General features: G+C 36.7%; 25 protein-coding genes. 18 read left to right on the forward strand and 7 right to left on the reverse strand.

Annotated features, from left to right (window positions below):
* Positions 1-37: 37 nt before the first annotated feature.
* From kbl to gldG, 5 genes are all read left to right on the forward strand, one after another.
* Complete coding sequence (gene kbl, locus FB551_RS01815) at positions 38-1234, forward strand: glycine C-acetyltransferase (protein ID WP_047432303.1); 1197 nt, start codon at positions 38-40, stop codon at positions 1232-1234.
* Positions 1235-1540: 306 nt separating this feature from the next.
* Positions 1541-2056 (forward strand): hypothetical protein, encoded by a 516-nt coding sequence (locus tag FB551_RS01820; protein WP_142014440.1) that lies wholly within the window; start codon positions 1541-1543, stop codon positions 2054-2056.
* Positions 2057-2149: 93 nt separating this feature from the next.
* Positions 2150-2701 (forward strand): CopD family protein, encoded by a 552-nt coding sequence (locus FB551_RS01825; RefSeq protein WP_047432297.1) that lies wholly within the window; start codon positions 2150-2152, stop codon positions 2699-2701.
* Between the two features lie 57 nt (positions 2702-2758).
* Positions 2759-3487, forward strand: coding sequence for an ABC transporter permease subunit (locus FB551_RS01830; RefSeq protein WP_142014441.1), 729 nt, complete (start codon positions 2759-2761; stop codon positions 3485-3487).
* 4 nt (positions 3488-3491) lie between these two features.
* The gene (gldG, locus tag FB551_RS01835; RefSeq protein ID WP_142014443.1) at positions 3492-5162 is read left to right on the forward strand and encodes a gliding motility-associated ABC transporter substrate-binding protein GldG; all 1671 of its coding nucleotides are present in this window, start codon (positions 3492-3494) and stop codon (positions 5160-5162) included.
* A gap of 67 nt (positions 5163-5229) precedes the next feature.
* On the opposite strand, the gene FB551_RS01840 is transcribed toward gldG, so the two are convergent.
* From FB551_RS01840 to FB551_RS01855, 4 genes are all read right to left on the reverse strand, one after another.
* Positions 5230-5595: a helix-turn-helix domain-containing protein gene (locus FB551_RS01840; protein ID WP_047432284.1), complete on the reverse strand. Its 366-nt coding sequence runs from the start codon at positions 5593-5595 to the stop codon at positions 5230-5232.
* Positions 5596-5846: 251 nt separating this feature from the next.
* Positions 5847-6665: a DUF2314 domain-containing protein gene (locus FB551_RS01845; RefSeq protein WP_142014445.1), complete on the reverse strand. Its 819-nt coding sequence runs from the start codon at positions 6663-6665 to the stop codon at positions 5847-5849.
* 35 nt (positions 6666-6700) lie between these two features.
* Positions 6701-7339, reverse strand: coding sequence for a hypothetical protein (locus FB551_RS01850; protein ID WP_047432280.1), 639 nt, complete (start codon positions 7337-7339; stop codon positions 6701-6703).
* Between the two features lie 111 nt (positions 7340-7450).
* Entirely contained in the window at positions 7451-7879 is a 429-nt protein-coding gene (locus FB551_RS01855) for a DUF4268 domain-containing protein (RefSeq protein WP_047432277.1), read from the reverse strand.
* A gap of 151 nt (positions 7880-8030) precedes the next feature.
* On the opposite strand from FB551_RS01855, the gene FB551_RS01860 reads away from it, so the two are divergent.
* The 4 genes from FB551_RS01860 to FB551_RS01875 all read left to right on the forward strand — a co-directional run bounded on the left by FB551_RS01860 (position 8031) and on the right by FB551_RS01875 (position 9972).
* Positions 8031-8438: an RrF2 family transcriptional regulator gene (locus tag FB551_RS01860; RefSeq protein WP_047432274.1), complete on the forward strand. Its 408-nt coding sequence runs from the start codon at positions 8031-8033 to the stop codon at positions 8436-8438.
* Positions 8439-8526: 88 nt separating this feature from the next.
* Entirely contained in the window at positions 8527-8712 is a 186-nt protein-coding gene (locus tag FB551_RS01865; protein ID WP_142014448.1) for a hypothetical protein, read from the forward strand.
* The gene (locus FB551_RS01870) at positions 8706-9593 is read left to right on the forward strand and encodes a sulfite exporter TauE/SafE family protein (protein WP_047432268.1); all 888 of its coding nucleotides are present in this window, start codon (positions 8706-8708) and stop codon (positions 9591-9593) included. The genes FB551_RS01865 and FB551_RS01870 overlap by 7 nt, the downstream gene beginning before the upstream one ends.
* An 88-nt stretch (positions 9594-9681) precedes the next feature.
* Positions 9682-9972, forward strand: a complete 291-nt coding sequence (locus FB551_RS01875; protein WP_142014451.1) for a putative quinol monooxygenase — start codon at positions 9682-9684, stop codon at positions 9970-9972.
* A 157-nt stretch (positions 9973-10129) separates the two neighbouring features.
* On the opposite strand, the gene FB551_RS01880 is transcribed toward FB551_RS01875, so the two are convergent.
* Positions 10130-11422, reverse strand: coding sequence for a T9SS type A sorting domain-containing protein (locus FB551_RS01880; RefSeq protein WP_142014454.1), 1293 nt, complete (start codon positions 11420-11422; stop codon positions 10130-10132).
* 196 nt (positions 11423-11618) lie between these two features.
* On the reverse strand, positions 11619-12425 hold the full coding sequence (locus FB551_RS01885; RefSeq protein WP_142014456.1) for a T9SS-dependent choice-of-anchor J family protein: 807 nt from the start codon (positions 12423-12425) through the stop codon (positions 11619-11621).
* 95 nt (positions 12426-12520) lie between these two features.
* Between FB551_RS01885 and FB551_RS01890 the strand changes: the two genes are divergently transcribed.
* The 9 genes from FB551_RS01890 to FB551_RS01930 all read left to right on the forward strand — a co-directional run bounded on the left by FB551_RS01890 (position 12521) and on the right by FB551_RS01930 (position 22021).
* On the forward strand, positions 12521-14626 hold the full coding sequence (locus FB551_RS01890) for a TonB-dependent receptor plug domain-containing protein (RefSeq protein WP_142014459.1): 2106 nt from the start codon (positions 12521-12523) through the stop codon (positions 14624-14626).
* Between the two features lie 16 nt (positions 14627-14642).
* Positions 14643-15758 (forward strand): HmuY family protein, encoded by a 1116-nt coding sequence (locus FB551_RS01895; RefSeq protein ID WP_226798598.1) that lies wholly within the window; start codon positions 14643-14645, stop codon positions 15756-15758.
* A 21-nt stretch (positions 15759-15779) separates the two neighbouring features.
* Complete coding sequence (locus FB551_RS01900) at positions 15780-16658, forward strand: heme/hemin ABC transporter substrate-binding protein (RefSeq protein WP_142014464.1); 879 nt, start codon at positions 15780-15782, stop codon at positions 16656-16658.
* Entirely contained in the window at positions 16642-17682 is a 1041-nt protein-coding gene (locus FB551_RS01905; RefSeq protein ID WP_047432252.1) for a FecCD family ABC transporter permease, read from the forward strand. The genes FB551_RS01900 and FB551_RS01905 overlap by 17 nt, the downstream gene beginning before the upstream one ends.
* A complete protein-coding gene (locus FB551_RS01910; RefSeq protein ID WP_047432249.1) occupies positions 17682-18455 on the forward strand; it encodes a heme ABC transporter ATP-binding protein in 774 nt (257 codons plus the stop codon). The genes FB551_RS01905 and FB551_RS01910 overlap by 1 nt, the downstream gene beginning before the upstream one ends.
* Before the next feature lie 2 nt (positions 18456-18457).
* The gene (locus FB551_RS01915) at positions 18458-19108 is read left to right on the forward strand and encodes a class I SAM-dependent methyltransferase (RefSeq protein ID WP_142014467.1); all 651 of its coding nucleotides are present in this window, start codon (positions 18458-18460) and stop codon (positions 19106-19108) included.
* A 4-nt stretch (positions 19109-19112) separates the two neighbouring features.
* A complete protein-coding gene (locus FB551_RS01920) occupies positions 19113-20141 on the forward strand; it encodes a hemin-degrading factor (RefSeq protein ID WP_047432245.1) in 1029 nt (342 codons plus the stop codon).
* A gap of 118 nt (positions 20142-20259) precedes the next feature.
* Complete coding sequence (locus FB551_RS01925) at positions 20260-21132, forward strand: ChaN family lipoprotein (RefSeq protein ID WP_142014470.1); 873 nt, start codon at positions 20260-20262, stop codon at positions 21130-21132.
* 253 nt (positions 21133-21385) lie between these two features.
* On the forward strand, positions 21386-22021 hold the full coding sequence (locus tag FB551_RS01930; protein WP_142014472.1) for a peptide deformylase: 636 nt from the start codon (positions 21386-21388) through the stop codon (positions 22019-22021).
* A 46-nt stretch (positions 22022-22067) separates the two neighbouring features.
* Here FB551_RS01930 and FB551_RS01935 read toward each other — a convergent pair whose 3' ends face one another.
* Positions 22068-22502 (reverse strand): hypothetical protein, encoded by a 435-nt coding sequence (locus FB551_RS01935; RefSeq protein WP_142014475.1) that lies wholly within the window; start codon positions 22500-22502, stop codon positions 22068-22070.
* Positions 22503-22667: the final 165 nt, after the last annotated feature.

A 22667-nucleotide genomic window follows, 5' to 3' on the forward strand; every position in this document is an offset into this window, starting at 1 on the left:
TTTTTAGTAAATTAGCACATCTAAAAAATTACTAAAAATGATCTCTGAAAAATACCTTCAACATTTACAGAACGAACTTCAGAATATTGAGAATGACGGACTTTACAAAAGAGAAAGAATCATCACTTCTCAGCAGAGTGCAGAAATAGAAGCTAATGGAAAAAAGCTTTTGAACTTCTGTGCCAACAATTATCTGGGATTATCCAACCATCCGGAAGTGATGAAAGCTTCTCAGGATATGATTCAGTCTCACGGATATGGAATGTCTTCTGTTCGTTTCATTTGTGGAACGCAGGATATTCACAAGGATTTGGAGAAAAAGATTGCTGATTTCTTAGGTCTTGAAGACACAATCCTTTACGCAGCTGCATTTGATGCCAACGGAGGTGTTTTTGAACCTCTGTTTACAGAAGAAGATGCTATTATTTCAGATGAACTGAACCACGCATCAATCATTGATGGTGTTCGTCTTTGTAAAGCAGCGAGATACAGATATAAAAACAATAATATGGCGGATCTGGAAGCTCAGCTGATTGCCGCTTCTGAAAAAAATCACCGTTTCAAAATTATCGTTACTGATGGAGTATTTTCAATGGACGGTATTGTTGCAGACTTAAAAGGAGTTTGTGACCTTGCCGATAAATATGATGCTTTGGTAATGGTGGACGACTCTCACGCAACAGGATTCATCGGGAAAACTGGCCGTGGAACTCACGAAGCTAATGAAGTAATGGGTAGAGTAGATATCATCACTTCTACCTTAGGAAAAGCTTTAGGAGGGGCGTTAGGAGGTTTTACTTCCGGTAAGAAAGAGATCATTGATATGCTGAGACAGCGTTCAAGACCTTATCTGTTCTCAAACTCTCTGGCACCTGGAATTGTAGGAGCTGCATTAAGAGTTTTGGATATGATTTCTGATGATACTTCTCTTCGTGATAAAGTAATGGAAAATGCAGAATACTTCAGAACGGAAATGAAAGCAAAAGGTTTCGATATTCCTGAAGGTGATGCTGCTATTGTTCCGGTAATGCTTTACGATGCACCACTTTCCCAGAAAATGGCAGAAAAGCTTATGGATGAAGGAATCTACGTAATCGGATTCTTCTATCCTGTAGTACCGAAAGGAAAAGCAAGAATCAGAGTACAGTTATCTGCGGCTCATACCAGAGAACATTTGGATAAAGCCATTGCTGCTTTTGAAAAGGTTGGAAAAGAATTAGGAGTTATTTCTTAAAATAAAAAAGTTCTACGTTTGTAGAATAAAAAACAGGATTTCTTATTTATAGAAATCCTGTTTTTTTATGAAAAAAATATTCAGTGCTCTATTTTTTGTAATTAAATGAATGCTATTGCTGAATAGATGATAATATAATATATTTGGATCACTAATTCTAATAGCCGTTTTGTGAAAAAATATTTACTTCTTTTTGCTTTTTTTAGCTTTTTCAATACAATTTATGCTCAATCTAATGATTACAAATCCATACTTACTGTAAGTGCTTTTGCTCCTTTTCGTGATCAACGCTATAATATAGGGTATATGCAGAAAATAAATGAAAGATGGTGGGTGGGAAGCGAATTGGCCTATGGAACTGACAAAATAACTCCTGTAGATACTGGCAATTTTGAAGGGGAAAACAGGGTTTTTGAAATAAGACCTGAAGTTTTTTACAGTCTGGCACCTCAATCAAGATTAAAGCATTTTGTATCAGCAGAAGTTTTCTATTTAAATCAAACAGGGAAAAATATTTCAGGAAAATATTATGACGAAAATGATGTTTATTATTCTTTTAGTTCAGCAGATTATAAAAGAACCAAATATGGACTAAATATCAACTACAGCATTTTGCTTCATAAAGAGTCTTCCTGGTTTGGCTTTATGCCTAAAATTGGCTTTGGTATCAGACAAAAAAATGTTTCTTATACTAATATGACAGGAAAGGCAGAAGAGTATGCTCCTGTAGATGGTCTTCCTTTTGATTATCATTCCAATCGGCAAGGCTCCAATTTGGGTTTCAATTTTAATGTTGATATGAAATTCATTTTCAAATTCTAAAAAATATTGAATCTTTATTATTTTAAGCTAAAGATTTTAGATTAAATTCTCTTTTTTTCCGAAATAAACTATCTTTGCAAACAAATTTTTAGGATGCTGTATACCATCATCAAAGCTTTGCATATTATCTTCATGGTAAGCTACTTTGCGGGAATTTTTTACCTCGTAAGGATTTTCGTTTACTATAAGGACACCGATGAATTTCCGGAAGAAAAGAAAAAAATTCTGAGAGAGCAGTACACTTTTATGGCCAGAAGGCTGTGGAATATTATCACAGTTCCTGCCGGAGTAATCATGGCGGTGTGCGGATTGGTCATGATCTTTTTAAATACCGGGCTGATGAAAATGCCGTGGTTTCATTTGAAACTGACCTTCCTGATCGGACTTGCCATTTACCATTACTGGTGTTGGAAAAAAGTCCTTCATTTAAAAGAATTACATGGGGATACACTGCCCATTGCCAATATCAAACTGAGACAGGCGAATGAAATAGCAACATTCATTCTGTTTCTGGTGGTATTTACCGTTATATTAAAATCAATGGTGATCGAATACTGGTGGCAATTAATTGCAGGATTTTTCGTTCTTGTATTTCTGATCATGATGACTGTGAAACTGGTTAATAAAAATAAAAAAAACAAATAATTGTAGAGTAGGTGTATGTCTTAAACATTCATCCTTTTTACATCTTACAAAAAAACTATGATTGCAATTTTAAAGAAAGAACTTTGGAGTTACTTTGGAAACTGGAGTGCATGGGTGATCATTGCTGCTTTCAGTTTGATAGCAACTCTTTTCCTGTTCTTTTTCGACAACGATTCTAATATTTTTGAGATCGGAATGGCCTCATTGCAGAGCTATTTCGTGTTGGTTCCATGGCTGTTGATGTTTATCATTCCGGCACTTTCCATGAAAACATTTGCGGAAGAACAGCAAACCGGAACATTAAACTGGCTTTTTTCACAGCCGTTAAAGGTTTCTGAACTGGTAGCCGGAAAATTTCTTTCCGTATGGATTGTAGGAATTTTATGCCTTATTCCTTCTTTAATTTATCTGTATACGGTATATGTTTTGGGAGTTCCCGCAGGAAATATTGACCTTGGAATGACCTTTGGGAGCTACTTTGGACTGATCATTTTAATTGCGGCGTTTGCTGCAGTAGGAATCCTGGCTTCATCATTATCACAGAATCAGATTATGGCTTATCTGCTGGGCGTTTTCATGTGCTTCATTATGTATTTTGGAATTGAGCAGCTTGCAAGTTATAAACTATTGGGAGGTGCAGATTTTATCCTTCAGAATATTGGTTTCTATCAACATTTCTTAGGCTTTACAAGAGGACTTATTGATTGTAAAGATGTAGCGTATTTTGTACTTGTTGTCGGTGCTTCATTAGTATTGTCTAATCATTTTATTAACAAAAAGAAGTAGAATCATGAAGAAGTTCAATGCTAAATCTCCACTGGGAATTTTCTTAATTGCAATTGTTCCTTTGGTTATTATCCTGACCTATTCGGGAATCAGATTAGACTTAACAAAAGAAAAAAGATATACCCTTTCTGATAACACCATCAAAGTACTGGAGTCCGTAAAAAAGCCTCTGACTGTTGAAGTATATCTGGAAGGAGATTTTCCGGCAAGTTTCAAACAGCTTCAGAGTGAAACGAAATTCATGCTGGAAGAATTCAGAAAAATAAATCCGAAGATCGATTTTAAATTCATCGATCCGATTAAAACAAAAATGTCTCAGGATACCCTGATGGCAATGGGAATGCAGCCGTCTATTCTTCCGGATGTAAAAGATGGAAAAATTTCACAGATTACGCTTTTCCCTTACGCTGTGATCAAACATGGCAGTGATGGGGTTTCTATTCCTTTAGTGGTACAACAGGCCGGAATTGATGCCGATCAGCAGTTGACAAGATCTATTGAGGGATTGGAATACAACCTTATCTCCAATATCAAAAATATTGCAGCTGCCAAGAGAAAGAAAATCGGGATTCTGGTGAACCACGATGAATTGAACCCGGATGAATTCCAGGGATTTGTACAGCTGGCCATGGAAAACTATGATGCAGGGCCTATTATTCCTAAAAATCAAACCGAACTTTCATTGGAAGATGTTCCGTTGTTAAAACAGATGAGTGCTTTGGTGATTGCAAAACCAAGAAAAGCTTTTACAGATAATGAAAAAGTAATTCTTGACCAATACATCATGAACGGAGGAAAAACCCTTTGGATGATTGATGCCGTAAATGCTGAAATGGATACACTTACACGATCCAAAAAAGTAATGCCTTTCCCGGTTGATATCAATATGACCGACTTCTTTTTCAATTACGGACTGAGAATTAATCCTGCGTTGGTAAAAGACGTTAAAAAGTTTGCCCTGTTAAGACTGGTTACAGGAGAAGTGAGTGGAAATCCACAATATACAAGCCTGCCATGGCCGTATTATCCGCTTGGAATTGCTGAAAATAATAATCCGGTTACAAAGAATATCAACCCTGTAAAATTTGAATTCCCGACTTCTATCGATACTTTAGGAGGAAGAAAGAATATCAAAACAAAAGTTCTTTTCGAATCCAGTGAAAGAACATTATTGAAACAGGTTCCGAACTATGTGGACCTGAAAGAAATTGCAAGCGTAGACAGTCTTGGACAAATGGAAAAACCAAGTACACCAAAGATCTTCGCTGTAGCTTTGGAAGGAAAATTCAACTCTGCCTATGCATCCAGAATTGAAAGAAAATCTTACCCTGGATTCAAAACATCCAGCCCGGAAAACAAAATGATTGTGATTGCAGACGGTGATGTAGGAAGAAATAAAGTAATCAAAGGAAAACCACTTCCATTAGGTGTAGACCTGCTGACGAACGAACAGTTTGGAAACGAACAGTTCCTGAGAAATGCTTTAGACTATCTGCTGGATGACAGCAATCTGATGGAACTGAGAAACAGAAATATCGAAGAAAGACTTCTCGACAGACAAAGAATTACTGAAGAGAAATCGACCTGGCAATGGATCAATTTACTACTTCCATTGGCTATTATCGGCCTTATCGGAGGACTGTTCTTCTGGTTAAGGAAAAAGAAATTTGGATAAAATATAAAACTCCCGAAAGATTTCTCTTCCGGGAGTTTTGTTTATATTGATGTAATAATAAAAAAATCTATCTGGACTTCAATTTTTTATTCTCTTCCTTCAAAGCTTCCACCTGTTCTTCCAAAACTTTAATATAGCTCTGCAAATTTTCTACAATAGAATTAGGAATGTTGTAATATTGATTAAAGTTATTGTTTGCAGATTGATCATTGAAAGTTAAATTATCATTATTGACAACTCTTGATGGTTTTTCTTCCTTTATTTCTTCTACAGGAACATCAAGTGCTTTAGCAAGCTTTTCCCATTCATCATCATATATTCTTACTTCATCATTCTCTTTTCGGGAATAATTGGATACGTCTGTGGATATTATTTTAGACATATATTCTTGTGTGTAGCCTCTTTGCTTTCTTAGATTTCTTAGCTTTTCCATAACGACTTTTATATTTGTGTCTTTTTACAAATATAATTAAAAAGGAGTGAAATTTTAAACCTGCTTATTGAAAAAGCTCTGCTCCTTCTCCAGCACATTTCGAATCCCATAAAAAACATCATTTTTCTTATTATCTGTTAAAGATATTTCTATCTTAAAAATCTACGTTATCTGGGAAATTTGCGTGAGATTAAAACATTTTATAGCTTACGTAAAATAAAAAAGAGAAGCACACACTTCTCTCTATTATTTTATCCTTCCAATACAGGAATAAGATGTTCCCAGTTCAGCTGTTTCGCATAATCTAAAGCCGTTTTTCCTTTTTTAGACTGGATGTTTCTATCCGCTCCAGCTTTTAAAGCAACCTGTACAGTGGTTAAATTTCCTGCGATGGTTTCTTTGTGAAGAAGCATCAGTCCGTCTTCATCGGCTTGGGTTAGTTCATCGGGATATTGTTGTAAGAATTTTACAAATTCCTCCTTCATATTTTTACTCATTGGATGCTCAATAAGATTTTCCGGATTTTCTTTCTGGTTATTCACAACGAGGATATCATTAAAATCTCCGAAATCCAGCTGCCAGGCATCATCATGTTCTTTTCTTTCTGCAGCAGACATATCAGCACGCATTTTCTGGATCGTAAATCCACCGTAAGCTTTCGGAAGTGGAGAAGAAGAGGAGGAAAATAATTTAGAAAGTCCCTTGGGTTTCTGTACACTCGGAGTGATAGCAAAAAGCCAGTCACTGATGTTTTGTAAAGGGATTTCAACATAATCACCCACCTGAACGTTCTTAAGACTATTGGGTTCATTAATCAAATATCCTCTCACGTGATCTCCATCAAAGAATATTTCATTAATCCACATATGTTCTACCAAACTTTCTCCGGTTTCTTCATCCTGTTCTTCAAAAGCCGTTTTAACGCATGCTACATTAAGTCCGGGAATGATTCTTCTGTATTCCCAGGACTGTTCCCGCCAGAAGTACTTAAAGGTTTCCTGAGCTTTTCTGTAAGCTTCAATCATTGCTGGATCATCTCCATCTGCAAAGAAAATTGGGTTCTCTTCCATTTAATAATTAAGTGAGGTGTGTTAAAGAATATAGATTACTGCTGATAGGTTTCTTTAGGGAGTAATGCAGCTGTTTTGTAATAGCTGATATCGGTAGGGATCTGTGCCTGAAGGTCCTGGAAAGTGTCGTAATCATAATGGATCCAGTTTTCTTCATTGTCCGGGTCTGGAGTTTTGTCTACAGCCAGTTCCAGTTTTCCATCTTCCTGGTAGCTGCATTCTATGGCAGCATATTTTTCACCGTTTTCGTCGTTGGTATACCAGCATTTTATGGTTCTTTCAAGCTGTGGTTGATGGGTTTCATTATCGATCACCTGTGAACAGATAAAATTTTCCGGATCTTCTGCTTTGAAAACAGTTTTGGAAATTAGGGGCAGGTCGTCTACGGATAATGAATACAGTTTATTGGTAGAAATAATAAAGCCATCGGTGGTTTCTTTTTTTTCAATATCAAAAAAGTCTGACTTTTCTTTAAGATAATTGACTACCTGAGTTTCGTCTTCTTCGTCACTTAAAAAATAATTGATGTTATAAACACTGTCTTCGTTAATAAATTCAATTTCTTTCAGGAAATCGGAACCTTCCTCATAATAATACAGATGATATTCGCTCAGCTTCACAGCATTACTTTTGGAAATGACCTCTCCAAAAATGTTTTTGTACACTTTTCTCATTTTTAATCATGTTAGTTTGTTTCATCTATTAGTTTAAGTGGTATGGCAAAGATAAGTTTTCTTTTTTTATCTCAACCTGAGGCATAAAGTAGTATTTATTTCGTAAGTATTCTATATATCCTTTATAAAATCCTCATATTCGTAGTAAAACCGTTCGAAACCGTCCATTTTGTCCACAAAAAATTCAAAAATTTCTTGCCAGGTATTTTTGTTAAAAATAGAAATATTATGTTTTTCAACCCATATCCTGCTGATTATCTTGCCGTTTTCAAGGGTGAAATGTTCTTCTTTCTGAAAATCCCCGATAAAATCTTTTAAAATATCTTCCAGAGACCAGATCTTTTCGTAGTAAGCATTTCTGAAGATTTCATCTTTCATTTCGATATCCAGAGAAACTTCTGCTTTTTTGTTGTCGGCAGAAAATTTAAATGCCATGTCCTTAATTTTGGTGTCATAAAGAATCCATTTTCTGGGAAATGATCTTCCAAAAGCTGTCCAAAATTCCTTTTTTAGTTGCTGTGCTTCTTGTTTACTGAACATATGGCAAACATAATGATTTAATAGGAGAAAGGCAAAAGTGTGGTACCTAAAACCGTAAAATTACGGATGGATAAACTGGCGTTTTTATTCTTTTATGAATCCGGTTTTATGTCCTTTTCAAATATTAAACAATTTTCGTATTTTTGCTTTAATGCTTTCAAAAAAATCTCAATATGCGTTTAAGGCGCTTTCATATCTTGTAGAAAAAAGAAATGAAGGCCCGATTCTTATTTCTGAAATTGCGGAACATAAAAAGATTCCTTTAAAGTTTTTGGAAAACATCCTTCTTGAATTGAAAAAAGCGGAAATCCTCGACAGTAAAAAAGGAAAGGGTGGAGGATACTTTTTAAAAGAAAACCCTGAAAATGTGAAACTGGCGAAAATCATTCGTCTGGTGAATGGCCCTATTGCGATGCTTCCCTGTGTAAGTCTCAATTTTTATGAAAAATGTGATGACTGCAATGAAGATCACTGCGGACTTCATGATGTCCTGATAGAGGTTCGGGATGCTTCACTGAATATTCTGGAAAGTAAAACTTTAATGGATCTGGTTGATTAACCTGATCCTTTTTTTTGAATTAATAGTCTACTTGTTTTGTAGGATAAATATTTTATCAGATATTTGCACTACTTCAAATGAATAAACTATGATTTCAAAAGAAGAGCTAAACCAATTACAAAAGCTTACACCCTCTATTATGGCAGTACATTCACTAACTGCCGGAAAAACTTCCTCGTACAAAGCTACAGAAAACAGCCTCAATGTAAATGTCTGTGTTTTTGGTAACACTGATGGTGAAGGAGTATGGACTAAAATGGTAATGATATGGTGATTACGAGAAAAATTCAGGTAAGGCTTAATGTCCTTTTTGTAACGGCTGCAATTCTGTCCATCGCTGTTTTTTCAATGTATGAACTGGGATATCTGGAAGAATTACAGGTTATTCTGGCCAAAGATAATTATATTTTCTACTGGATGCTTCTTGTTGGGGTTTTTGCGGAAATTGTTGCAGGATCCATGGGAATGGGGTATGGTGTGATCTGTACCACCACACTTATGCTTCTGAATATTCCGCCGCATATTGTAAGCGCAAGTATTCATTCTGCGGAAAGTTTTACCACTGCTGCAGGAAGTCTCAGCCACATCAAATTAAAGAATGTAAGTAAGAGCCTGGTGAAAAAGCTGGCCATTCCGGCGGTAATAGGTGCTGTAATTGGTGCGGTTTCCCTTACCTATCTGGGAGAATATTATGCGAAGATCACCAAAACACTGATCGCTTTTTATACTTTATATCTCGGCGTCCAGATTTTATCAAATGCATTCAAAGAAAAGCAAAGTAAAGCATTGAAAAGAAAAACCAATCTGACCAGGCTGGGCGTGATAGGCGGTTTTATAGATTCTTTTGCCGGGGGAGGCTGGGGACCTTTGGTAACCGGAACATTGATTAAAAATGCATTCACCCCAAGATTTGCCGTAGGAAGTTCTACCGTAGCTAAATTTATTCTTACCATCACCGCTGCCTTTACCTTTTTCCTTACCCTGGGAATCCAGCACTGGAATATCATTCTCGGACTTTTGATTGGCGGAATCATTACTGCTCCGTTTTCCGCAATGCTTACAGCAAAGCTTCCTGTGAAAAAAATGTTTGTGATTATCGGAACATTGGTTATTGTAATGAGTTCTATAACTATTTATAAATCAGTTTTTAATTAAAAATTATGTTGGGTGTGGAAAAATAAAAGGCTTAAAAAGATATTCGGTTTTGAAAATATTTTACTTTTACATCACTAAATATTAGAACATGAATTTACATATCATTGCACTTTTTAAGTTTAATGAAAATTATCTGATGGACGCTGTAGAGCTGTTTCAGAAACTTGTGAAAGAAACAAGAAAAGAAGAAGGCTGCCTGCAGTATGATCTTATTGAAGATAAAGATAATAAAGGAACTTTCTTCCTGATCGAACTTTGGGAAAGTGTAGAACACCATAACAGACATAACGGTCAGGATCACCTTTTAGATTTTCGTAAAGATGCTTCCAAAATCATGGAAAGCTCAGTAGAAGTTTATAAAGGGTTTAAAATATATTAATGGTATTGAAGGATTTAAAGATTTAAAGAATAGTGATATAAAACTACTCTTTTCATGAATTTTTAAGTTCTTTACTAAAGAAAAAATAAAAGGCGGTTTCAATACTCTGAAACCGCCTTTTTATTAGAAAAAATAGAAAGTATTAAAAATAGAAAGTTTATTTCACGATAAGCTTTTTCGTCTCCGATTGGCCACCGTAAGTAATTTTTACAAGATAATTTCCTGACGGAAGAGTAGAAAGATTCATATCCTGCTTGTAGAAACCTGCCTGATTAGCCAGTTCAGCTGAATATACCTTTTTCCCGGTAAGATCATACACTTCTACATTCCCTTTGTTGCCTGTTTTTTCCTTAACATCAAAAAGAACAGTTACTTTCTTATCCGCAGTAGTTGGGTTAGGATAAATACCAAAAGATGCTTTTTTTCCTACTTCAGTAATTCCTAAAGTTTCCGTAATCTTTTTGTATTTGAAATACATATTTCCTGTACTTGCCCCACCATTGGTCGTGAAGTACATTCTATAGTAATCATTTCCTTTTTTGACATAGTATACCACATCATTTTTTACGGTCCCGATCCCTTTCCATGAATGTCCTACGGTAGTAATAGTTGATGAGAAACTTGTACTGGCAGGAATAGAACTGGCTGCTGTCTGCTGTGTTTCCGGCTGTACCATGGCTACTTTTACATTTGGACTCTGGATAGCTCCGGAAAGCGGGTACATCTGCACTCCCATATAGAATGTGTAATATTTAGTAAATACAAAATCCCATGCTGTTCTGGAAGGCTCCAGACCCGGAACTTTTTCTCCGGTATCAAAAGAGAAATAATTGAAATAAGAATCATCTGTTCCGTTAGCAATAGTTCTTGTTTCCGTAGCTCCCCATGAAGTACCGTTCCATTTTGAGTATTTGAAAGTATATCCTGCAAAGGCATCTTCAATAGCAAACTTAATATAAGTTCCTGAAGCATATTTTAAAACAAAAATAGCCTTCCCCTGAATATGATGATTCACCGGGTTGTAAACACCCCATCCTGTTGATGGGATATTGGGGTTTGGAGAAGTCACGGGTCCCTGCTCGAAAGCTCCCTGGCTCCAGTCAGTGGTCTGATCCGGATTATAAAGAGGGGCTCCCCATGAAGATTCGTTGCTGATATTGATATTATCCCAGTCGGCTAGATTGGTTGATGCGGTGAATACTTCAATATCTTTAGCATCATTTACTCTTGATCCGAATGCGTAGTTTGAGTTTCTATAAAAAGCAATATCCCAGGTATTGGCTGGCTGAGAAACCATATTACCATCTGCAAGGTTCACAAACACACGGTTTTGATATCCGTTCCCCATTGTCATATTGACCTGTGAATATCCCAACGCGTCAGTCTGCGCCAAAACAGTCTGCTGAACAGACATTGCGAGTACTGAAGCCAATAATAGTTTTGTTTTCATAATTTATTTTTTAAATCCTTATTTAGAATGATTCCACAAAAATATATAATTATTTTTAATCAGTCTAAATAAAAACATGATTTTTATCGTGTTTTTATTTTAATCACACCGGAAAATGATAAAAATGAGAATATAGAAAAGCCGGTAAGAATAGTCCCACCGGCTTTAATAAAGGCAAATAATAGTCTAATAAACCTTATTTTTTGATGAATTTGGACTGAATTGTTTTTCCTTCCGCAGTTTCAATGTTCATATAATAGACACCGGATTGAAGGGTGCTGATATCAAATCTTTGTCCGTTAAGCTTTCCTTCTGCTGCTTTCTGTCCTGCTGCAGAATAGATCTGAATGTTTTTAGGATCCTTTTTTACAATGAATTCTAATGCTGACTGATCAGAATTTAAAGCAAACCTGAAATTCTCTGTTGATTTATTGTTATCTGATACGCCCAAAGAAGCAGGCGTATTATACACTACATTATCTATCTGAATCGCTACGTGAGTAGCTGTGGGAGTGAATTTGAATACAATATATGACCCTGTAGATGCCGGAATATTAACACTGATGTTCTGAACTGTACCAACAACCGATACATTAACAGGACTTCCTACAGGAACGAATGTTGACATATCTGCAGGGTTGGAGGCTACTCCTATCTGAATGCTTCCCGGTCCGGGAGATGGAGATACCAATGTAGTATCAAAAGTCAAAGTTTTATTTCCTGTTGGAGTTTCAATCTGTGGGGTGATCAGGTACGAAGAACCTGTTGCATTGTTTCCTGCGTATGACTGAATGAATCTGTTAGAATCTCCTGCTACAATCATTCTTGGAGGTACAGGAGGAAACTCACCGGTTAAGGGTGCAACGATGGCAGACCATCCAAATTGTGGGAAAGTGGTGTTCCCAGCTGTAAAATTGTTGAAATTTGCATTGATGTTAGATACCTGAGCATTCGCCGTTAAGGCTGTAAACATCAGAGCTCCTAAAAGTAATTTTAATTTCATGAGATTATTTTTATTTAGAATTATTCCACAAAAATATATAATTATTTTTAATGAGTCTAAATAAAGTTTTATATTTGTCGAAAATTTGTACCCTTATGAAGAAGAAAGTGCTTTCCGTTCTATCGTTATCCGTGGCCTTATGGGTAAATGCACAAGAAAAGGATTCTCTTAATCAAAAGAAAATTGAAGAAGTTGTTATTACAGGACAGTACATGCAACAGTCCATTAACAAATCGATATATAAGGTTGATGTAATTGATGCAGAGCAGATTAAAAATATGGCAGCTACAAATGTTGCCGAGGTTTTAAATCAGAGTCTTAACATACAGATCACTCCGGATTCCCGTTCAGGAAATTCCACTGCCAAGATCATGGGACTTAATGGTGATTATGTAAAAATCCTTATAGACAATATTCCGGTAGTAGGGGATACAGGACTGGGAAGTAATATAGATCTTACTAAAATTACTTTAAGCAATATAGAAAGAATCGAAATTGTAAAAGGAAGTATGGGTGTTGAGTACGGAAATGGCGCTGTTGCCGGAGTCATCAACATTATTACAAAAAAGACCAGTACAAAAAAGATCAGTGTAAGAGGCTCACTGCAGGAAGAAACAGTGAGAGATAACTACGATCTTAAGAAAAAAGGAAACGGAAGACATATCCAGAATCTGAATGTAGATTATAATATCAATAATGAATGGTTTGCAAGCATCAATTTCAATCATAACCAGTTTATGGGCTTTGAAGGAGAAAGCAAAGGTTACAAATACTTCGGACAGGATAATAAAAGAGGATATGAATGGAATCCGAAAGATCAGTATGATGCCTCCGCATTGCTGAGATATACCAAAAACAAAACAACATTCTTTTACAAGCTGTCTTATCTGAATGAGAAATTCAACTTCTACAATCCGGAGGTTAACAGAAATCCTCTTAATGATGGGTTGGGTGGAGTTGCCTATGAAAGTAGAGACAAAAGATACAATACCGATCGTTGGGTTCACCAATTCAATATTCAGACTAATCTGGGGCATATCCGATATATGGGAGATTTCTCTTATCAGAACCAGGACAGAAAATATTACGACTACAATTACGATATTCCCAACAGAACCATAAAAAGCCGCCAGGACGAAAAATCATATTATAAAACAGACGTTATCTATTCAAGAGGGATGTTCAGCAACTTCCTGGATAGTAAAGTTTTTGATTTTCAGTTAGGGTATGAGTTAGACTATACCAATGGTTATGCCGCTCTGATTGCCGGAGATTTCTTTGGCGAAGCGGTAAAAAGAAAGATTTTTACCTATTCCAATTTCCTTTCTGCTGAATGGAATGTGTCAGACAAATTCTCTTTAAGACCGGGAGTAAGATTATCTCTTAGTGAGAACTTCAGCAATCAATACAATTACTCTTTATCCTCAAGATATAAAACTTCTGAGAATTCAAACCTTAGAGCCGTTGTAGGATCGGCCAACCGTTATCCTAAATATGAAGAACTGTACACCTATTTTGTAAATATCAATCATGATGTGCAGGGGAATCCTGATTTGAACCCGGAAAAAGGATTCTCTGCAGGACTTTTCTGGAACCAGAATTTTGCTGTAGACAATGATTGGAAGATCGCTTATGGAGTAGATGCACTATATCTGGATGTACGTGACAGGATTGAAATGGTGATGGTAAAAGAGCCTTCAACCTACAAATACATGAATATCAATAAATTTAAAAATCTATTGGTTTCTGCGAATGTTGATTTTAGAAAGGATCAGTTTGCTCTGTCTTTAAGAGGATCCGTAAGCGGAACATCGGTATCGATGATTGATTTAAAATCCTCTTCCCCTACAGATTTCCAGTATCTGGTGCAGGCAGGAGCTTCAGCAACCTATAAACTGAAAAGTACCGATACAAATTTTGCTCTTTATTACAAGTTCACAGGTCCGGACAGACTTTATGTATCCGATGGGGCAAATGACTTCCGCCTTGGAAAAATAGATAGTTTCCATATGATGGATTTTATTGTAAGCCAGCCTTTCTGGAACAAGCATTTTGAAATTTCAGCCGGGGTGAAAAATATATTCGATGTAACAAGATTAAACTCTACAGCAGTAGCAGGATCAGCCCATACCGCTGCAAACGGGTTTGTTAATTTATATTATGGCAGAAGCTATTTTGCCCGATTAATGTTTCAATTTTAAATAATAAGTTACGATTATGAAGTATCTAAAAATATTGTCTGTTCTTTCTGTCATGGCTGCTACACAGTCTTGTCTTTCAGCAGACGAAGATCCGGTTCCGGTTCCTCCTATGACAGGATCTGAAGTCAGTGTGCAAATTGGCGGCCCTACAGAACCTAATCAGGTTTGGATCGACCTGAGTGACTACACCAATCAGGCGGTTAATAGCAGAACAGACTGGGATCTTGGTTTTTATAGCGGCGATGCCTACAGAGTGATTATGAACGGATCTCTTGCCATGACGGTGATTAAAATACCGAATGCTTCAGACATCAGTAAAGTAAAAGAAGCTGATATTTCAAGTCTGAAAGACATTGCTCAGGTAGGAACATTTGATGCTGCCAACATGCAATATGTTGACAATCCGAACGGAGACTTCCTGAATCAGACTTCAGGAATTGATGCCATCAAAGAAAATGATGCTGATAACCCTGTATATCTGATCAATCTGGGAAGAGAAATACCTTCTGCTGCCAATATCGGAGCTGGTTCGGTTTCATTGTCCGGTGATCCGAGAGGATGGAAAAAAATTCAGATCCTGAGAGCTCAGAATGGATATAAATTACGTTACGCTGACGTGAATGCAACAGAAGCAGATATCAAAGAATATATCATTACCAAAGATACCGAATACAACTTCTCATTCTTCAACCTGAAAACAGGAACTCCGGTAAAAATTCAGCCTAAGAAGAAAAAATGGGATCTTGTCTTCACAACATTTACCAATGAAGTATTCATGGGACCTGCAGCCAGTGCGGGAAGCTATTTTTATGCAGATTTTGTAGCAACCAATAGCCTTAATGGTGTGGGAGCTTATCAAGTAAGTGTTACAGGAAGTCTTGATGCAGCTTACAGTGCATTTAAACTAAAAGATGTGGAACCTGCAAAATTTGTTTTCAATGACCAGCGTGCGATCGGAGATAAATGGAGAACCACTACCGGTACAGCATCCAATCCTGTTCCTTTTGTGTATGCAGACCGTTTCTTTGTATTGAAAGATGCCGAAGGCTTTTATTTCAAACTGAGATTCAATACGATGAAAAATACAAAAGGAGAAAGAGGGTACACCAATTTTGAATTCGAACCTTTATAAATAATCAAATAATAGTATATCATGAAAAAATTCATCCTTGCAGCTTCTGTTCTTGTAGCAGTATATTCTTGCAAAAAAGCAGAAGCAGGAGCAAAAGAAAATACCACAGAAGCTACTTCTGAAGCACCAAAAACCAGCAATAAAATAGTAACACTAAACGGAGGAATTACTGAAATCGTAGCTGCCTTAGGCCACGAAAAGGAAATCGTAGGAACTGATGTTACCAGTACTTATCCTGCCTCTTTAAAAGCTACAGCTAAAGATTTGGGACACATGAGATCAATGACGATTGAGCCAATCATGGCTGTAAATCCTACCTTGATTCTTGCTTCTGATAAAGATATCAATCCTGAATTAATGGGGAAAATCAAATCTTCAGGGATTCAAACTGAAGTTTTCAAACAGGAATACACCGTTGAAGGAACTAAAAAACTGATCGAGCAGGTAGCAAAAGCGATTGGAAATACAGACTATCAGAAATTAAATGATAAAATTGATGCTGATCTGAAACAGGTACAGCCTATTGCTAAAAAACCAAAAGTATTGTTCATCTACGCAAGAGGAAACATGCTGATGGTAAGTGGTAAAAATACTCCAATGGCTTCATTGATTACCCTTGCTGGTGGAGAAAATGCAGTAACGGATTTTGAAGATTTCAAGCCATTGACACCGGAAGCCGTTGTAAAAGCTAATCCTGATGTACTATTCTTCTTCGAAACTGGTTTACAGGGCGCAGGAGGAAATGAAGGAGCGCTAAAAATGCCGGGAGTATCTCAGACCAATGCCGGTAAAAACAAGAAAATCATTGCAATGGACGGAGGTTTAGTATCAGGTTTTGGACCGAGAGTAGGAGAAGCAGCAGTAGGATTAAACAAACTTTTAATTGAAAGCACAAAGTAAACTATACTTTTATCTTATCATAAGTGCGGTACTGCTTGTCATTATAGCAGTACTGTCACTTAATACAGGAGTTTATGATTTCGGAGAAAACTCTCCGTTCAGGGCACTGTGGCAATTTGTAAAAGGAGATCCCGGTTTATCGCTGAGTGATAAATATGTGATTTGGGACGTAAGAGCAGCCAGAATTATTATGGCCATTTTAGTAGGAAGTATGTTGTCGGTTTCCGGGACAAGTCTTCAGGGGCTTTTCAAGAATCCTCTGGCAACAGGAGATTTAATAGGACTTACATCAGGAGCAACGTTGCTGGCAGCCATTGCGATTGTTTTAGGAGGACATTTCAAAGAATATCTTCCTGAAGCTGTACAATTTTCACTGGTAGGAATAGCCGCTTTTATAGGTTCTTTTCTATCAATGATGTTGGTCTATAGAATTTCAACAAGCGGAGGAAAAACAAATGTGGTGATGATGCTGCTTACCGGAGTTGCCATAACGGCTATCGGATTTTCGATTACCGGATTTTTGATCTATATCTCAAAAGATGAACAGCTTAGAGATCTTACTTTCTGGAACTTAGGAAGTCTGGCAGCCGCAACATGGACGAAGAATATCATCCTGACCGTTGTAGCGGTCATTGCTTACATTATTTTACTTCCAAAAGGAAAAGCTTTGAATGCAATGATGCTGGGAGAGAAAGATGCTCAGCATTTGGGAATTAATGTGGAAAGACTGAAAAAGCAGATTATTATTATCGTAGCTTTAATGGTGGGTAGCTGCGTGGCATTCTCAGGAACCATTGGTTTTGTAGGTCTTATTGTACCTTATATTTTAAGGCTTTTATTCAAATCCAATTATACGTTTATTTTGCCATTATCGGCAATGTGCGGAAGCATTTTGTTATTAACGGCAGATACCTTCAGCAGAAGTATTGTAGCACCGTCGGAACTGCCGATCGGGATTTTAACAGCCTTAATGGGAGGCCCTATTTTTATCGCTATTTTGGTTAAATTTAAAAAATCACTGTAATGATCAAGGCACACCAGATTAATTATAAACATAAAGAATTCAGAATTCTGGATGGGGTAGATGTCTCTCTGGAATACGGTGAATTTCTGGCCATTGTGGGACCGAACGGAGCAGGGAAATCAAGTCTTCTGAGCGTACTGGCAGATGAAGTGAAATCCGGAAGTAACAAAGTCTTGTTTAAAGATAAACCTATCAGAGATTGGAATATCACAGAACTTTCAAAACACAAAGCAAAGTTCTCACAGCATAACAGTAACGATATTCCGCTTGAGGTAAAAGATGTGATCATGATGGGAAGGTATCCTTATTTCGATGCCCAGCCCGGAAAAGAAGATCTTGAAGCTATGAATATGATGATGTATGAAACGGATATTTTTCATCTGAAAGAAAGAGAATACAATACCCTTTCAGGAGGAGAAAAGCAGCGTGTACACCTATCAAGAGTAATGGCTCAGCTTGAAAATGATATCGCCCACAAACTGGTTTTTCTGGACGAACCATTGAATAATTTAGATATAAAACATCAGTACAAAGCACTGGAAATTATCAAAAATTTCACCAAAAAAGCCAACAGTGCCATTGTAGTTTTGCATGATCTGAACCTTGCTGCACAGTTTGCAGATAAGATTTTATTAATGAAATCAGGACAGGTTTCCGCCTATGGATCCCCACAGGAAGTTTTTACTGAAGAAAATATCAGCCATGCTTATAATTTTCCCTGTACCATCTGCGGACACCCTATTACCAATAACCCAATGATCATTTTTGGATAACCATGGAAAAAGACGAACTCAAAATCCTCGCACAGAATCTTGCCAATCCTCAGGGGGAAAAAGGCATCGAGATCGGTGAAATGATGAATGCTACTAACATCAGCATGACGTTAGAAAGCATCAAAACACTTGTGATAGATGACGGCCAGCAAATCCTTGAAATAGGACACGGGAATGCCGCACACCTGAAAAGTATAATGAGTCTTGCCAAAAATCTCAGATACACAGGAATTGATATTTCTGAAACCATGCACAAAGAAGCCAAAAGGCTCAACAAAGAATTTGAAAGCGAAGCAGATTTTGTTCTCTATGAAGGTAAAAAACTGCCATTTCAGGACGAATCTTTTGATAAAATATTTACCGTAAACACAGTCTATTTCTGGGAAAATCCGATTGAATTTTTAAACGAAATCTACAGGGTTTTGAAAGATGATGGAACATTCGTTCTTACATTCGGACAAAGAGAGTTCATGGAAAAACTACCGTTTACGGAATATGATTTTACGTTGTACAGCAACAGCGAAATGGAAGAACTGATCTCTAAAAGCCATTTTAAAAGAATGAAAACTTCTGAAAAAGAAGAAGAAATAAAAAGTAAAACAGGAAACGAAACCATACAAAGAATTTATACAATTTTAACCATAAAAAAGTAAAGTAATGAGCACATTAGTTAATGATTTAAAGGAAAAATGGGAAGCTCTGAAAGCAGAAAATCCACATATCAGAATAAGAAATGCAGCGGCACAGCTAGAAGTAAGTGAAGCAGAATTGCTGGCAACAAGCATTGGAGAAGGAGTAGTTGTCCTGAACCCGGATTTCCAGGGAATCCTTACAGAAGCTGAGCAATTAGGGAAAGTAATGGCTCTTACGCGTAATGACGAATGTGTTCATGAAAGAAAAGGAACGTATCTGAACGGAGATTTCAGCAGTCCTCATGCGCAGCTTTTTGTGGGTGAAGATATTGATCTCAGAATTTTCCTTAACCACTGGAAATTTGCCTTTGCAGTATGGGAAGGAGATAAAAAAAGTCTTCAGTTTTTCGGAAAAGACGGACTGGCACTTCATAAGATTTATCTGACTAAAGACAGTAATGGAGAAGCTTTCGATGCTATTGTAGAAAAATTCAAAGCAGAAGATCAGAATCAGACATTGGCGTTTGAAGCAGTAGCCCCAAAACAGGCAGAAAAAGCTGATTCAGATATTGATGTGGAAGGTTTCAAAAAAGCATGGACAGAATTGAAAGACACTCATGATTTCTTCATGATGACCAGAAAATATGGAGTAAGCAGAACACAGGCATTAAGATTGGCTCCGGAAGGATTTGCCAAGAAAATTGATAATGCCAAAGTAGTCAACATCCTTGAAGATGCTTCTGAAAAGAATACTCCTATCATGGTTTTCGTTGGAAACAGAGGAATTATTCAGATCCACACAGGAAATGTGAAGAAAACACTTTGGCATCAGCAGTGGTTCAATGTAATGGATCCTGATTTCAACTTACACCTTGATGTAACGAAAATTGCAGAAGCCTGGATCGTTAAAAAACCAACTGAAGACGGAGAAGTAACCGCTATTGAAGTATTCAACAAAGAAGGAGACTTTATCGTTCAGTTCTTCGGAAAAAGAAAACCTGGAATTCCTGAACTTCAGGAATGGAAGGACCTTGTAGCAGCTTTAGAAAAGTAATAATTAGATGATTTGAATGAGACCGTTTTGTTTGTAAAATTCAAAGCGGTCTTTTTTATTGCAGGCGATCTGCAAGTGCCGGAATATTTGTGTAATTTGTGACTAAATATATAATAAAATGAAAAATATTTTCATAGCGATACTTTTTGCCGGTTTCTGTTCATTAAAGGCACAGGGCTTAAAAGCGTATCAGTTTTATGATAAAAAGGGAAAAGAAGTAAATACAGAAAAGCTGGTAAAAGAACTGGCAGATTATGATGTGGTCTTTTTTGGAGAGAATCATAACAGTTCCATCAATCACTGGCTTCAGCTGAAAATTACAGAAGCGCTGTTTGCCAAAAAGAACGGACAGCTTATCTTAGGAGCAGAAATGTTTGAAAGAGATAATCAGGCTCAGCTGGATCAATATTTAAATGGAAAATTTGATGCCAAGACTTTGAAAGATTCTGCCCGTTTATGGAATAATTATGCAACGGATTATAAACCTTTGGTAGATTTTGCCAAAGATAAAAAGCTGAATTTTATTGCCACCAATATTCCGAGAAGATATGCTTCTCAAACCGCAAAAGAAGGTCTTGAATCCCTGAATAAATTAAGCGAAAAAGAAAAGACATACATTGCTCAGTTACCAATTAAAGTAACCTTAGACACTCCCGGATATCCGGAAATGAAAAAGATGATGGGTGATCATGCAGAAGGAACCAAAGTGATGAATTTCATTTCAGCCCAGGCAACGAAAGATGCTACAATGGCTGAATCTATCCTGAAAAATTTCCAGACCGGGAAAACATTTATCCATTACAACGGAAACTATCACAGCAAAGAATTTGGGGGAATCTATTGGTATATCAAACAGAAAAATCCTAACCTGAAAATGGCAGTGATCTCTGTTTTTGAATCAGATGATCCCGAATTGAAAGTACCGGCTAAAGAATATATTCCAACAGATTTCAATCTGATTATCCCTGTGGATATGACCAAAACTTTTTAACTGTTTTTTTACAAGAAATGTCATTCTGACGAAGGAAGAATCTCATGGTTAATTTATTATAAGATTCTTCACTACATTGCATTCCTTTCAGAATGACAAAATCAATTACTTACATTGAATTCAATAGGGTCGGGCTTTAGCCTGGCCATTTTTATATCAAAGCTTCAATGGCTTTAGCCAAAACATAAAAATCAGCGTTCCATAATCATTTTTATTCTACAATATTTACCTTTGTATCACATTTCAAAAAAACATGAAGAAACTACCCATCCTGCTGATCTTTTTTATAGGCCTGTTGAAAGCCCAGAAACTCACAGCCAAAGAGATTTCAATTATTAATCAGGGAGATATAAATACAGCGTTGCCGATCTATCAGACAACGGATGCCAGTCAGCACCAAACATTGTTGAGCATTTCTTCAGAAGCAAATCCTCTTGACCCGAATACGGCTGTTCTCGTAAAAAGAATGAAAGAATCTCTTCTGTCAACAGATGGTGGAGTAGGAATCGCAGCTCCACAAGTGGGAATCAACAGAAAGATCATCTGGGTGCAGCGTTTTGATAAGGAAGGAACTCCACTTGAGTATTTTATCAATCCGGTCATTGTATGGCGTTCTGACCTGCAGAATCTTGGTCCTGAAGGCGATTTGTCTATTCCTGAATTCAGGGATCAGTTTTACAGAAGCAAAGTCATTCAACTGGAATATGTGGATCTGAAGGGCCAGAAATATTCAGAAATTGTAGAAGGTTTTACAGCAGTTATTTTTCAACATGAAATCGACCATCTTTTCGGCATCCTGATTTCCGATAAAAAGGAAAAAGAAAAAAACGATTCTTATAGAAAAGTAGACGCCTATCAGAAAAGTGACGTCAATAAAGACAGGAGATAATGATGAGTGATGGGAAGTTGTTATAAGGCTAAGTAAATTTCTGTTTCTATCCATATTTTACAATGAAATCTTCTCCATCTTCATAATCTGCGGGATTCACATAAGTAATTACCCCGATATCAGATTGTAAAACTTTCTTGAGCTGATCGAAGTACATGTTCTTTTTGTCTTCAGTAGTATCCATTGTTAAACTTATGACAAGTTTATCATCATCGGTAATATTGGCACCTACCATTATTTTATCAGGATTATCGTGGTATTTATTCCAGTAAAAAGTTTGATCAAGGCCAGGGTTTTCGATGAAATAACCAATCATTTCGTCTTCTGTTTTAAAAATATAATTTTTATCATGCCTTGGGTAGGTATAATTGAGATTTAATTTTTCATAGCCGGGAAGGAATGTGTTCAGAACAAGATCTATTGTTTTTCTTGATTTTTGCCCTGCATACACCTGACAAACGATCTCCATAATAATTTCCATAATACAAAATTACTGTATTTTTACGATAAATAATGATGAATGATAATGACATTCTTAAATATTATATACATAAAAATATCCTCAATCATCCGTGTCATCTGCGAAATCTGGGGGAAAATAAAATAAAAAGGAGCTGTTTCCACGGAAACAGCTCCTTTCGTTATA

The sequence above is a fragment of the Chryseobacterium aquifrigidense genome (genome assembly GCF_006716485.1).
Lineage (GTDB): Bacteria > Bacteroidota > Bacteroidia > Flavobacteriales > Weeksellaceae > Chryseobacterium > Chryseobacterium vietnamense.

Coding starts and splice junctions, on each gene's coding strand:
- FB551_RS01885 (WP_142014456.1), bottom strand. CDS start 12,425: ATGAAATTAAAATTACTTTTAGGAGCTCTGATGTTTACAGCCTTAACG.
- FB551_RS01935 (WP_142014475.1), bottom strand. CDS start 22,502: ATGGAAATTATTATGGAGATCGTTTGTCAGGTGTATGCAGGGCAAAAA.
- FB551_RS01840 (WP_047432284.1), bottom strand. CDS start 5,595: ATGGAAAAGCTAAGAAATCTAAGAAAGCAAAGAGGCTACACACAAGAA.
- FB551_RS01895 (WP_226798598.1), top strand. CDS start 14,643: ATGAAGTATCTAAAAATATTGTCTGTTCTTTCTGTCATGGCTGCTACA.
- FB551_RS01850 (WP_047432280.1), bottom strand. CDS start 7,339: ATGAGAAAAGTGTACAAAAACATTTTTGGAGAGGTCATTTCCAAAAGT.
- FB551_RS01875 (WP_142014451.1), top strand. CDS start 9,682: ATGAATTTACATATCATTGCACTTTTTAAGTTTAATGAAAATTATCTG.
- FB551_RS01820 (WP_142014440.1), top strand. CDS start 1,541: ATGCAGAAAATAAATGAAAGATGGTGGGTGGGAAGCGAATTGGCCTAT.
- FB551_RS01925 (WP_142014470.1), top strand. CDS start 20,260: ATGAAAAATATTTTCATAGCGATACTTTTTGCCGGTTTCTGTTCATTA.
- FB551_RS01860 (WP_047432274.1), top strand. CDS start 8,031: ATGCTTTCAAAAAAATCTCAATATGCGTTTAAGGCGCTTTCATATCTT.
- FB551_RS01915 (WP_142014467.1), top strand. CDS start 18,458: ATGGAAAAAGACGAACTCAAAATCCTCGCACAGAATCTTGCCAATCCT.
- FB551_RS01930 (WP_142014472.1), top strand. CDS start 21,386: ATGAAGAAACTACCCATCCTGCTGATCTTTTTTATAGGCCTGTTGAAA.
- FB551_RS01870 (WP_047432268.1), top strand. CDS start 8,706: ATGGTGATTACGAGAAAAATTCAGGTAAGGCTTAATGTCCTTTTTGTA.
- FB551_RS01900 (WP_142014464.1), top strand. CDS start 15,780: ATGAAAAAATTCATCCTTGCAGCTTCTGTTCTTGTAGCAGTATATTCT.
- FB551_RS01880 (WP_142014454.1), bottom strand. CDS start 11,422: ATGAAAACAAAACTATTATTGGCTTCAGTACTCGCAATGTCTGTTCAG.
- FB551_RS01910 (WP_047432249.1), top strand. CDS start 17,682: ATGATCAAGGCACACCAGATTAATTATAAACATAAAGAATTCAGAATT.
- gldG (WP_142014443.1), top strand. CDS start 3,492: ATGAAGAAGTTCAATGCTAAATCTCCACTGGGAATTTTCTTAATTGCA.
- FB551_RS01845 (WP_142014445.1), bottom strand. CDS start 6,665: ATGGAAGAGAACCCAATTTTCTTTGCAGATGGAGATGATCCAGCAATG.
- kbl (WP_047432303.1), top strand. CDS start 38: ATGATCTCTGAAAAATACCTTCAACATTTACAGAACGAACTTCAGAAT.
- FB551_RS01890 (WP_142014459.1), top strand. CDS start 12,521: ATGAAGAAGAAAGTGCTTTCCGTTCTATCGTTATCCGTGGCCTTATGG.
- FB551_RS01855 (WP_047432277.1), bottom strand. CDS start 7,879: ATGTTCAGTAAACAAGAAGCACAGCAACTAAAAAAGGAATTTTGGACA.
- FB551_RS01865 (WP_142014448.1), top strand. CDS start 8,527: ATGATTTCAAAAGAAGAGCTAAACCAATTACAAAAGCTTACACCCTCT.
- FB551_RS01920 (WP_047432245.1), top strand. CDS start 19,113: ATGAGCACATTAGTTAATGATTTAAAGGAAAAATGGGAAGCTCTGAAA.
- FB551_RS01825 (WP_047432297.1), top strand. CDS start 2,150: ATGCTGTATACCATCATCAAAGCTTTGCATATTATCTTCATGGTAAGC.
- FB551_RS01830 (WP_142014441.1), top strand. CDS start 2,759: ATGATTGCAATTTTAAAGAAAGAACTTTGGAGTTACTTTGGAAACTGG.